Below are 12,523 nucleotides of genomic sequence, written 5' to 3' on the forward strand. Positions count from 1 at the left end.
ATCTTAAGTAGCCTTTATTTATCTTGTTTGAAATTTCAAGCGAACAAATGAACGATATGAAATACAAAGGAAAAAAGACTATGTTGCCTATGGCCTTGAGTTTACTTGTAGCTATGGCAACTGCTTTGGCGCAGGAAGAAGAACCTTCAAAACTCTTGGATTTTTGGGTGGGGACATGGGAAGTCAGCTGGGATGAATCCGAAGGGAAAAAAGGAAAAGGAATCAACCGAATTGAAAAGATACTTGATGACAAGGTGGTACAAGAACATTTTGAAATCCATGAGGGAAAAGGAAAAGGATTCAAAGGGACCAGTATTTCTGTTTATCAGGCAGCTGTTAATCAATGGAAACAGTCTTGGGCAGACAGCCAAGGCTCTTTCTTTTGTCTGACCGGAAAACTCACAGGGGAAAAGAAAATATTTCAAACTGACATCAAGGAAACTGCCGATGGTAAAAAAAACACACAAAGAATGGTTTTTTATAATATAACCCGGGATGCTTTGACCTGGGATTGGGAATCATCTACCGATGGTGGTGAAGCCTGGACACTCAACTGGCGAATTGACTATAAACGAAAAAAATGAAAAAGATAATTACATTCTTACTTTTTGTCAGTATACTGGTTTGCGCTTGCAACCAACCTGTAAAGTCTATTGAAGTAACTAAAAGCGAGGTAAAGAAAGAGTTTGGCATATTGAACAAAAATGCTCCTATTGAAACCCAACAATATGGTCGATTGGTGGGGGAGTGGGACTGTTTGATAACCAATTACCAAAATGATACTACTGCTTCGCAAAGCCGGGCAAGTTGGGTTTTTAAATATGCATTAGAGGGCTATGCCATACAAGACTACTGGAAAAATCCTTCAAATTTGGATTCGGTAAACCAACGACAGATAATAGGAACCAATATTCGCATTTTTAATCCGCGTTTAGATTTATGGCAATGTGCCTGGATGGAAAACCAAGCTGGTTCCATAGCTGGTGTATGGGTGTCCCATGTAAATGAAAAAGATGAGATTTTGTTATATGATGAATCCAAACAATGGCAGATTACCTTTTATAATATTTCAGAAGATGCTTTTGATTGGAAATGGGAAGTTCGGCGACCGGATGGTGGAATGCAGCTCAGCACGACCATCACTGCCAATAAGAGGAAAACCTTATAAAGCACTAAACATTATTGGATATTAGTTCTTTTCGGTATAGGGAAGGTGTTGTTCCAGTATGTCTTTTGAATGCCTTGTTAAAGGATACTGTATTGTTGAAGCCGGATAAGAAACCAATCTCCGCTAAGTTCATTTGATTTTTTTTTGCCTCTAACAACCTTATGGCCTCTTCCACACGGTAAAGATTGATGAAGTCGAAAAAATTGTTTTGAAAATGTTCGTTGATTACCTGTGAAGTGTGGTGCCTGGCTGTTCCAAGGGCATCCGCAAGGTCGTCAAGCCGAAGTTCCCGGTTGAGGTATGGCTTTTCCCGGACCATCAGGTCAAGAAGATTTTCTTTGAGCTCTTTGGAGTAATTTTCCGAAAGGCCGGTTTTTTTGTACTTGATAAAAGGTATCACCGAAGCTATCGGCTTGCCTTGGAATATCACTGGGTAGTTGAACGCAAAGTAGGCGGCCGTCATTACCGAGATGCACAAAATCAGTGTGATGAAATAATCCTGATCCAAGGTCAACAATCTCGAATAGACAAGGGAGTAATATGCAACGTAACTTAAAACGCAACCGACATAGCAAAGAATAGTTGTCCGGACCCAGATTCGAAGATCTTCATCTTTTCCAAAGAAATTGTAGAACTTCCAAATGGCGCAAATGCCGTAAATAGACATGAGCAGCAGCAAACCAACCTCCATAAAGATGCTGCTATGGATATATTGGGCCCATGCCTTTTCTTCTTGCACTTGTAATTTATGCTCCGTGGAAAGCAAATAGTAGGATGAGTTCATCAAAAAAATGATCAAAAAAGGGAGAATGTGAACAAAATCACGCGCTATCCGAATACGATATCCATGTACAAGATTCTTCAGATAGAAAAAGAAAACCGGCCCAATTAGGGAAAGCGGCAGTACATAAGTGGCATTAAAATGAATTAATGGGGGTTGATACAGTTTTTTCGTCCAAAAAAGCACGTTGTACACAATAAGCCAACCACATAAGAGCAAAAAAAGGGAAAACAATCTATTTGCATACCTAAAAGAGCCTTCTTTTTTAAGGAAGAACAGTACTGAAAGTAAAAATGCTTGAAAGCCTAAAAACAAAATAAATATTTCCCAATTCGTCATTTGCATTCAAAATTATGATCAAACCCCATATCAATGTAGAATTCTTATCAGCATTATACTAATTATACGCTGCGATATCATAAAGTAGAAATATGTAGCTGTTTTACTAAATTAATTAAACCTTAATGTACTCGGAAGGAGGGCGTCCAAAATACTTTTTGAAAGCAGTAGCAAAATATGTCGGTTGATTGAACCCTACTGCATATCCAACCTCAGATATATTATCATGACCCTTCTGTAATAATTTTGCAGCTAATTTCAAGCGCTGTACTCTAAGGAATTCAGAAGTGGTAAGTCCAGTAAGCGCCTTTAATTTCCGATGTAGATGCATACGGCTCAATCCAACCTGGTCAGAAAAAGATTTGGCATTAAACTCAGGATTGGTCAGCTCAACATCCAATATTTGCTGAATTCTATACATCAACTTTGTGTCTGCTTTCGTAAGTTCAATGCCCTTTGGTATAAGAAAAAGCTGCTTACTGAATTTTTCTTGAATAGCAGTTCTAGTGGTAATCAATTTGTGGATGATTACTCTTAGTTTTTCTTCCTTAAAGGGCTTCACCATATAGGCGTCAGCTCCAGTTTTGAGACCGGTCAACTCATTTTCTTCTCCTGATCTTGCCGTTAGGAGCACAATGGGAATATGTGAAGTTCTTTCATCGTTTTTAAGCATGTTGCTCATGTATATGCCATCTTTTATAGGCATCATAACATCCGAAATAATTAAGTCGGGAATGGTTTTAAGCGCAATATTCGCCCCCTCTTCCCCATTTTCTGCTTCCAGTATTTGATATTCTTTTTTGAACAGCGTTTTGATGAAAAGCCTGATTTCGGTGTTGTCATCCACAACCAACAACACGGGGAGGGAGCTTTCTTCAGGTTCCTCCTCCTCATTATTTGCCTCAAAAAATACTTCTTCGCTGTGTGTTTTCATGCTTGCAGATACCCCATCTTTCACGGTTAAATCTGCCTTTGAAAAGGCATCTTTTGACACGGGTAAGGTTACTTTAAATGCTATTGTTGCATCATCTGGTTTGTGAGCGTGGACGGTACCGTGTGAAAGGCTCACCAACTCTTGTATCAACGATAGGCCAATGCCAAAACCCTGATGTATGGTATTGTTCTGATAAAAACGATTGAATAAAAAAGGAAGTTCTTTTTCAGTTAGTTCATCATTTTCATTGACTGCTGTAATAATAACTTCTTGGCCCTGTTGTATTGCTTTAAAATCAATACGGCCTTTATTCAAGTTGTATTTTAACGCATTGGATAATAGGTTTGTGACTATTTTTTCCACAACATCATGGTCAAACCAAACTTCATTCGGAACACTGATTTGACTAATGAAGACCATACCCTTTTGTGTGGCCTGATATTGGAAAGGCTCGACCAAGTGTTTTAGAAAAAGCTCCATGTTTCCTTTGGAAACCTTTAGTTTTCTGTTTCCCGCTTCAATTTTTGAAAGGTCCAATATCTGATCTACCAGCTTTAGTAAACGATTGGCATTCCGTTGAATCAAACCTAGATCTGTTTTATCATCTGGGGAGAGGTCTTTTTTGGACAACTGGTGGCCCACGGGCCCCGATATCAAGGTCAATGGAGTTCTAAACTCATGGGAGATGTTGGCGAAGAATTTCGATTTGGCCGATTCCAACTGTTTTAGCCTCTTGTTGGTCTTTTGTTTGTTCCTAAAAAGGATGAACAAGGTCATAAAGGCCAAACTCAAAATCGAGATGCCTGCAATAAAAATATTGCGCTGGTTTTTGGCTTTCTGTTCGGCCAACCGCGTTTGTGAAGTGAGCAACGTAATTTCCTGCTGCTGCTTTTCATTCTGATATTTTCTGTCAAGTTCTTCAACCATCGACAAGTTTTGGGATTTTTGGATGCTGTCCTTCAGAGCTGTTTGTTTCTCAAGGATATCCAAGGCCAATTTGTAATCATTTTTGTCCTTGTAAGCATCATAAAGTCCTCGATAGGCATTAAGAAGGTATATCGAGAATGACTTGTCATTTCCATCTTTTTGAAGGAATTCAACGGATTTTTTGAAATGTACGATGGCTTTGTCCAGTTCTCCTTTAAGGCGATATAGCTCGCCAAGATGGGTATAATTTGAAGCTGCATAGTGTATTTCCCTGGCGTTTTCGGGTAAGGAGGTTGCTTTCTTAAAATAGTATTCGGCTTTGTTATAATCCTTCACCTCTAGATAGCAGCTGCCCAATCTTCTATAGATGTTTGAAAGGATGTTCAATCCTCCATATTCTTCATAATAGTCCTTGGCCCTCAACAGGTGCTCTATGGCTCTTTTACGATCGTGCAGTAAATCGTAGTAGGTGCCCAAAGCAACTTCACCATAGTTGACCCCTTCGATAAGGCCTAAGGTCTTATTGACCTCAATGCCTTTTTTAATGTACTCCACCGCTTCGGGATTTCTAAGTTCGGTATATATCATGCCGATGTTCAAATATGCGGCAGCCAGTGATTTGTCTAGGGCATTGTGTGAGGTATAAATGGAGTCCAGTTTTAAGTAATAGGAAAGTGCCTCTGGATAGTTGGTAAGATGAAAACTTCGGTTCCCCAGTAGCACATATATGGATGAGATAAGCCGCCAATCGTCCGTTTGCTTTGCGTTGGCTAGTGCCATCTCTGCATACTTCTTTGAGAGGGAATCGTTGCGTCTTACATTATAGATGACACCTAATTTTTTGTAACAATCTCCCAAATAGGATTTGTTGTTAAGTTGCTTCGCTATTTTGGAAGCTGTTTTAATATGAAAAAATGCACTATCCAGATTTGATTTTGCAAAATGGTATTTTCCACCTAACGAGTGGTATAAGTACTGCCCATTGGTATAGACATTTTCCTCGGACAGCTTTCTGATATGTTCTCTATAAATATTGGCAGAATCGGGTGAAGAATATAGATAAGCGTCAAAAAGTTCAGTGTACAGGTTTGCAGACTCCACCGTACCATTTGTGACCTCTAGCAATCGTTTCAAGGAATCTATTTTTTGCTGACCTTGACACCATGCCGAGGAAAAACCAAGGGTGATGAGCAGTAAGGAAAATAATACTTTCATGGTAAGGTTGAATCATTTAAAAGGTACAAAAACCACAGGAATGACAAGGTATTGTATAACCCTACAAAGCCTTCAAATTCAGCGATAATAGGTCAAATATTCTGTTGGCGGGAATTCGGAAGGGCAAGTTCCGGTGGTTTCCCTGACCACGTGCAGGGTACCATTCGGCTGTAGTTGAAAATAGAAGTATCCTCCCGATTGCAGCTCATAGCAATGTTCTGTGGTCACTTCTTCGGGGTCAGCATGGGTCGAGGCTCCAAAGGGAACCCTATACACATTGGGTTCGGTCCCACGGACGATTTTTACCGTTCCGTTCAAGGCGGTAGCTATCAGCAAGGGCGAAAATTGGGTTTGACCGAAATGGGGGTTTGAAAATACCTCGACTGTATCGAACCAGGGCCCCGCCAGAGCACCTTCCTTACCTCTCGGTCCTCTGCAACTTATAGGTTGGGCCAAGGGTTTTGGGCCAAAAAGATCATACATCTGGTTCCTAAGGTCGGTGGTAAAGTAATCATAGGGACAACTGGCATATCTGAAGGTCTCCACAGGATGAAAACGGTCATTGTTCAAAAAAGTTAGCGGCCGTTCACTGCGGTAAACCCCAAAATCAAAACTTTTGGCTTCGGCCGTGCCGGAGGTAGTACCTATCAACTCCCCGGCCGAAATCTGTAACAGTGTAGGTGCCTGTCCTTCAAACATACTTATTCCTTGATCCCTTGCTAAATCCTGTATTGCAGGGATGGGGTTCGTAATATGTCCAAAGCGGAGCACCACCTCACAGCTTGCCCGGAACATTAGTCCGAAATCGGCCCCATCATCCGTGACATTGATTAAATCCATATCTACAGGGGCATAAACGGGGACCTCGGTTACTTCGGGCTTGATGAACACATAGCTATGTGCTGAAAAATTATGAAAGGCCTGTATTTCACCTAGGGGTTCAATATGTGCAATACCTTCAAGGTCCGTGAACGAAGCGGTAAAACTTACGTTGGGATTAGAACCAGTTTCACAGCCCGACAAGGGTGGTGGTTCATTGCCATCATCGCTTCCGCATCCAGTAAAGATTATGGTAAATAGTAAGGCAATATATCTTGTTGGCTTCCTAATGATAAAATGAAAATCCATTGAGTTACTATTGAATACAACTAAGAGGATATGCCCCGATGTTTAAGCTACTCCAAAAACTTATATTTTCCAGGCACTTTCGATTCAAGTTAACGATTTTTTGATTTATTTCTTGGCTAATCGGGAAGGTTATAAAAAGATTTTACCGCCTCATAATTGGAATAATCCAACTTTCCAGACTGCGCACTTTCGGGAATCAGTACATATCGAAATTCATTGCCCCTTGATCCCAGGTACTGATCTTCGGTCAGGTCCACACCATTGGTACTTTCAAGGACTATGGCTATACCATTTAAAGTTACGGTACCATGACCAAATGAATAGGAATACCACGTATTGCTCCAACGGCCAGTGCCCGGCATAGCATAAACACCATTGGTGCCGCTTTGGCCAAGATATACCTGAACCACGGTTTTGTTTCTTAACTCAATATCGTCAAGTTCGGGAACTGGAATATTCATCTCTTTCAACCTAGGAAGGTTTATACTGTTCCAATCGGCATCTATCCAATCGGAATAGATTACATTGGCATTTCCATCCTGGCCATCTGTACCGTCCTGACCATCTGCTCCAACTGGCCCCTGTTCGCCCTGTGGTCCTTGCAGCCCTTGCTCCCCTTGTAGTCCTGGGGGTCCAATGGCTCCATCCTCTCCGTCTTCCACGCTGCAGGATAAAAACAGGGTTGAACATACAACTGCACCAAAAATTTTATTTAAACTTAAGTTCTTCATTTTGTTTTGCTTTTATGGTTTCAAGCCTAAATAATCAACAACCTCTTGATAGCTCATTTTAGAAAAGTCCTTAACGGTCTTTTTATCCGAGGTGGATGCAGGCTCAATGATCATATACCGAAATTGGGTCTCGGGCCCAAGATATTCTTCATTGGCCACCGCGCGACCGAATGCCTCGATTTGGATAAATATACCATTGCCCGAAATTCTATTTTGTATAGCCAGCTCGGCTGCACCATTTATATCGAGTTGGAATAAGGGCAGTAAATCTATTGAGGTAAATGTTGGGCTCGTTTGATATCTGCGATATACCAAGATCACATCGTTTTCAATTTGGAACTCGGAAAGTATTAGGTCGGGGATTCTTTGGAATTTGAAATTGGACAAATCCGTGTCCCAAGTATTGATTTCAAACCATCCTGATGAAATTACAGTGGAGTTGGCATCCTGTCCATCTGTACCTGCTGGACCTTGTTCGCCCTGTGGACCAGTTGTCCCTTGTTCTCCCTGTGGACCCTCAGGGCCTGCTGGGCCAACAGCGCCATCTTCTGCCGAGCATGAAACGAGTAGGGTCAAAAACATAACGGCAACCATGATTAAAATGTGAGATTGAGTCTTCATAATTTTTCAGTATTAGTATTAAGACATTCAGTTGGTGGGAACTTTGCTTTGTATTGATACGCCCACAGTTTGGACATTTCTTAGATAACTAAAATTAAAAGGATTGGCGCAGTTACTATTTCCGATATGTAACAAAGACTTTTAGAAATGTAACATGGGCAAAAAAGTAGCTTTGTCCCCTGTCAATAGTCTCAATGAAGCTAAAATCAAAAAGCCATCAACTAGCGTTGATGGCTTTTTTTGTAACGGGGACTAGACTCGAACTAGTAACCTTAGGATTATGAGTTCCAGAAAATCCCTTATTTTTCCGCTTTTCGGATATATTTTGGCAAAAATCGTGTACTGTTAATTTGATTAAATCAAAAGTTCAAAAAAACGATAAATGTCAATGAGATCAGAGAAAGAAATTAAGCTAGAACCCACAACTGAAGTCCAAGCAAATTGATAGCAAATAACTTTAAGATGGGGTTGGTTGAGAATATTAAAACTTCACTGAGATTAGCTGATTTTGATTTTTCTCCGAAGCCTCAAATACAACTAATCAAGAGACTATAACCATAAGACCGTGCTCATTGGATTTGTTTCATCTTCGCCAAGACTTTACAGCGTGCAAATAGGCGCTGGATTCAGAATAACCTAAAATATGGGCAACGTCCATGGTTTTCAAATGTTTTTCATTTAGTAAGTAGTTGGAAAGTTCTTTTTTAATTGCATTGGCGATAGTTCTAAATGACCTGCCCTCACTCATTAATTTTCGTTGAATTGTTCTTTTACTGTAGGGAAATTGCTTTTGGACCTGTTCAAAATTGGGAATCTCGGGCGCGCACATATTTAGTGTCATTTTCCAAATTTGACTAGAAAATTCTTTAGAGTCATATTGGCTTTCGCTGAGCATTGCGATATACTTTGGTAGCAAAAGCTCTATTTCCTTAATCTTGTTTTGGTTTATTTCAGCATTTATAACGTCAATCGGTAGTACAAGCTGATATTCCTGATGCTTTGTTACGGTAGTTTCAAGAGCATTGTTGTATGGCTTATCATTGCTGTACGGTAGCACTATTTTTGGATTGAAAACTGGGGGAAGCATTAGTTTTAATTCCCTGTAAACTATGCCCGTGACCATATCTAAAATATGTCTTTTGAGCATGGCGTTCTCAATAGAACTATACAGGTGTAAACTATAGCTATTTGAGTCTTGTGACGGTTTGACTGAGACTATGGGAAACTTTGAATCCAGAAAATTTTGCAGAATTAGCACACCTTGTTCTATACTGGAAGTATGTAAAGAAATTTCCTTTACCAACCCTAGGGCACCCATATTTTGGTAAGTGCCAAAGTACAGACCTGTGTAGTCATTTTCGGTTTTCTGGATTATTCTGGCGAATACATCCAAATACCCTTCTGCGCTCACCATTTCATCTAGATTGTCAATATCGATATCATGATGAGTGAGGACATCTTTCAAAACAGAAGATTCTACTTGTTGATAGGCGGCATAATCCAACAAGTTTATTAAGTAAGGAGCATATACCTGCATAGTACAAATATCTAAAAATGGCGTAAAATATCAATAAGTTGTTTTCCTGAATCAAGATTTTTGTTCTGGAACAATTAAACCATTTTATAATGAATACACTACAACAGTATTTGACCACCAATGCAATATTTTCAACATTAACAGGGGCACTCGTTTTATTATTCACCGACAAAACCGAAGAAATATTTGGTGTAGCACCAAGTAACTTTTTCTTAGTGCTAGGTGTATTACTAATGCTCTTCACCATAACGTTATTGATTGAGATAGTTAAACAACGAGCATTGGCTGTACTATGGATTATAGTCCAAGATATGCTATGGGTCTTGGCCAGTGCGGTCTTGTTGATTTTTAACCCGTTCAATGTGACCGTCGAGGGAAATTTAATAATCGCTTTGGTAGCAATTGTGGTTCTGTTGATTGGTATTGGGCAAGCAAAAGGATTAGCTCAAATAGACAATAAGAACAAAAAGGCTTTAAAGGTATTTCAATTCAGCAGAATTGTAAACGGTACCAAAGCTAAAGCCTGGGAGGTAATATCTGACGTTGGAAACTACCACAAAGTAGCACCAAACATTGACGGTTCAGAAATAATATCAGGTGAGAAGAAAGGGATGGTACGCACCTGTTCGCACGGTAAAGACAGTTGGCGAGAGACTTGTACCCTATGGGAAGATGAAAAGCAGTATTCATTTGTCGTAGATACCAGTCCAGCAGATTACCCATTTCCCTTAAAATCTTTGCAAGGCAATTGGCGTGTTGACGAGATTTCAGATAAGGAAACTGAAATCACGATGACATTTGAATTTGAATACAAAAAAGGAATTCAGAATATTTTGGTACATCCTTTAATGAAATATAAATTCACTAAAGTATGTAAGGAGCTTTTGGATAACTGGCAAGAAATGATTGAAGACTAAAAATTAGTTCGAGTCAGGAAAAATTCAGATGATAACATAAGCTTTGAAAATTTCATCTCTTAACGATTTACCACCTCATTAAACCATTTGTCAATTCATTGGTCAAAAGGGTTTGGGTAAATCATCCAATTAACTAAGAATTCATCAATTTTATACGAGTACACATTTAAAATCAAATCAAAAAACTACGCTATGCTATACACATTTGTAATTATTCACATTATCGCAGGAACTATTGCATTACTCTCTGGTGGAGGAGCCCTAATTTTTCGAAAGGGTGGTGCTTACCACGGAAAAACGGGTAATGTTTTTTACATTTCTATGCTGATTATGGGAGTCACTGCAGCAGGACTTGCTGTTTACGTATCTAAGCCACTTTCCGTGGTAGGTGGGGTTTTGTCTTGTTATCTCGTTGTAACATCAAGGGCTTCTGTTAGGCGCAAAAAGGGAAAAACTGGTGTTACCGAAATCGCTGCAATGCTTACGGCACTTATTATTTCAGTTTTCGCTTATTACACAGGACTGGAAGTATTGAGGAGTGAAACAGGAATTTACGAAGGTGCTAGTTCTACACCTGGTCCTTACTTTTTCTTCGGGTCAATTGCCCTACTGGGTGCTTTACTCGATGCAAAAATAATATGGTCAGGTGGTGTTTTCGGAAAACAGCGTATTGTGCGCCATCTCTGGCGTATGTGTTTTGCCCTTTTCATCGCAGCAGCCTCATTGTTCCTTGGGCAGCCGCAAGTATTTCCCAAAGTCATACAAGGTACTTTCATTCTTGCTTTACCAGTATTTCTTGTCATTGGAACGATGCTTTTTTGGCTGATTCGTGTTCACTTTACAAAAAGGTTTAAATCATCATGAAATGATGAGGTTAAGAATTTTTTTTAGAGCATGACCTAATTCAAAACAACTAAAATCTAAGGAAGTTTAATCTCAAAACATATGGCGATTAGAGTGCTTAAAAAATGAGAAGATGTATTGTCCAAAATATATGTTTGGCGTAAAATATCAATTTCAAAAAAGAACTTCTTACTAGATTCCTCAATTATTTTAAATATAAGCTTATGAATATCATTTTAAACACAAGAACCAAACTGATTTTGACAGCTACTGCCACTTTGTTTATGTTGGGAATGCTTTTACTAGAACACTCAAAGGGGGGCGTTAATTCGTATCATCCATTAGGTAATAAAGACTTACCTAAAATATCAAATTGGTTGTCGCTTTTGATGATTCCAGTATTTAGTTGGCTCACACTTTCAAGTTTGCAAAAACGTAATAGAAGCGAAAATAATAAGCAAAAGCCAATCTCAAAATCACAATTCTATAGTTTCATGGGTGCTGTTTTGTTTGGTATTCTAACAACCATTGCATTTTACGGCCAGCTGGGAATAAACAGCTATCTTTTGGTACTTACATTTGTTTTAGCATTGTTTATTCCTATCTACAGAGCCGAATACTATTTGGGATATGTCTTGGGAATGATTTATGGTTTTGGCGGAGTACTGCCAATACTATTTGGTGGTGTTTCCATTATTATTTACCTAATTGAATATAAGCTCATTCGAAGGGGTCTTCTTTTTGTTTTTAATAAATTGAAGTCTTGAAATGATAATAGGAAACTCGGATTAAGTCATTGGTCCATACGACCATTGGCTACAAAATAACACAACATGGACAAAAGATCTATAATCGACAGTTTAATCCAAAGACATGAGGAATTTGGACAATATCTAGCCTCGCTCTCTAAAGAAGATTTTGAAATAAATAGAAAAGAGAAGTGGAGTGCTGGACAAGATCTTGATCATATTCTCAAAAGCATTAAGCCGTTATCAGAAATACTCTCGAACAAAGAATTTATAGCAGCTAAGTTTGGAAAAGGTAATGGGACTTCGAGTGACTATGAGAATTTAGTGAGGCGTTATAAAGGTAAACTTACCGAAGGTGGAACTGCTTTTGGGAATTTTATACCCGAGAAGATAAACTGGAGTAAAAAAGCTGATTTACTTCAGCTGTTGCATCAGCGTATTGAAAAAATCACTGAATCTCTTCGTGGGTATACCGAAGAGGAATTAGATGAACTTTTGCTGCCCCATCCTTTATTAGGTGCTTTGACAGTTAGAGAAATGTTGTATTTTACAAATTATCATGTTGTGCATCACCAGAGTAACATTATTAGGAATTTAAAATCCGTAGATAACACGATGTAAAAATACATTGAA

At 39.1% G+C, this 12,523-nt stretch carries 12 protein-coding genes; 6 read left to right on the forward strand and 6 right to left on the reverse strand.

The genetic code is table 11. The features are described 5' to 3' along the window. Positions 1-56 precede the first annotated feature (56 nt). Complete coding sequence (locus tag GTQ34_RS09615; RefSeq protein WP_166523555.1) at positions 57-584, forward strand: DUF1579 family protein; 528 nt, start codon at positions 57-59, stop codon at positions 582-584. After that, positions 581-1,168, forward strand: a complete 588-nt coding sequence (locus GTQ34_RS09620; RefSeq protein WP_166523556.1) for a hypothetical protein — start codon at positions 581-583, stop codon at positions 1,166-1,168. Before GTQ34_RS09615 ends, GTQ34_RS09620 begins: the two co-directional genes overlap by 4 nt. Positions 1,169-1,172: 4 nt before the next feature. Here the strand turns inward: GTQ34_RS09620 and GTQ34_RS09625 are convergent, their stop codons facing one another. The 6 genes from GTQ34_RS09625 to GTQ34_RS09650 form a co-directional block, all read right to left on the reverse strand. Beyond that, on the reverse strand, positions 1,173-2,288 hold the full coding sequence (locus GTQ34_RS09625) for a helix-turn-helix domain-containing protein (protein ID WP_166523557.1): 1,116 nt from the start codon (positions 2,286-2,288) through the stop codon (positions 1,173-1,175). Positions 2,289-2,403: 115 nt separating this feature from the next. Beyond that, positions 2,404-5,364 (reverse strand): response regulator, encoded by a 2,961-nt coding sequence (locus GTQ34_RS09630; protein ID WP_166523558.1) that lies wholly within the window; start codon positions 5,362-5,364, stop codon positions 2,404-2,406. A gap of 78 nt (positions 5,365-5,442) precedes the next feature. Beyond that, positions 5,443-6,492, reverse strand: a complete 1,050-nt coding sequence (locus tag GTQ34_RS09635) for a hypothetical protein (RefSeq protein WP_166523559.1) — start codon at positions 6,490-6,492, stop codon at positions 5,443-5,445. Between the two features lie 116 nt (positions 6,493-6,608). Continuing rightward, complete coding sequence (locus GTQ34_RS09640) at positions 6,609-7,223, reverse strand: collagen-like triple helix repeat-containing protein (RefSeq protein ID WP_166523560.1); 615 nt, start codon at positions 7,221-7,223, stop codon at positions 6,609-6,611. Between the two features lie 12 nt (positions 7,224-7,235). After that, positions 7,236-7,844 carry a collagen-like protein gene (locus GTQ34_RS16735; protein WP_208103867.1) on the reverse strand — a complete coding sequence of 203 codons (609 nt, stop codon included), beginning with the start codon at positions 7,842-7,844 and terminating at the stop codon, positions 7,236-7,238. A 583-nt stretch (positions 7,845-8,427) separates the two neighbouring features. Beyond that, positions 8,428-9,381, reverse strand: coding sequence for a helix-turn-helix transcriptional regulator (locus GTQ34_RS09650; protein ID WP_166523561.1), 954 nt, complete (start codon positions 9,379-9,381; stop codon positions 8,428-8,430). 89 nt (positions 9,382-9,470) lie between these two features. Between GTQ34_RS09650 and GTQ34_RS09655 the strand changes: the two genes are divergently transcribed. From GTQ34_RS09655 to GTQ34_RS09670, 4 genes are all read left to right on the forward strand, one after another. After that, positions 9,471-10,298: a type II toxin-antitoxin system RatA family toxin gene (locus tag GTQ34_RS09655; RefSeq protein WP_166523562.1), complete on the forward strand. Its 828-nt coding sequence runs from the start codon at positions 9,471-9,473 to the stop codon at positions 10,296-10,298. Between the two features lie 192 nt (positions 10,299-10,490). Next, complete coding sequence (locus GTQ34_RS09660; protein WP_166523563.1) at positions 10,491-11,162, forward strand: hypothetical protein; 672 nt, start codon at positions 10,491-10,493, stop codon at positions 11,160-11,162. 203 nt (positions 11,163-11,365) lie between these two features. Beyond that, complete coding sequence (locus tag GTQ34_RS09665; RefSeq protein WP_166523564.1) at positions 11,366-11,908, forward strand: hypothetical protein; 543 nt, start codon at positions 11,366-11,368, stop codon at positions 11,906-11,908. Between the two features lie 66 nt (positions 11,909-11,974). Further along, positions 11,975-12,511 carry a DinB family protein gene (locus GTQ34_RS09670; RefSeq protein WP_166523565.1) on the forward strand — a complete coding sequence of 179 codons (537 nt, stop codon included), beginning with the start codon at positions 11,975-11,977 and terminating at the stop codon, positions 12,509-12,511. The last annotated feature ends 12 nt before the right edge of the window (positions 12,512-12,523 follow it).

It is taken from the genome of Flagellimonas ochracea (assembly GCF_009903685.1).
Taxonomy (GTDB): Bacteria; Bacteroidota; Bacteroidia; order Flavobacteriales; family Flavobacteriaceae; genus Flagellimonas; species Flagellimonas ochracea.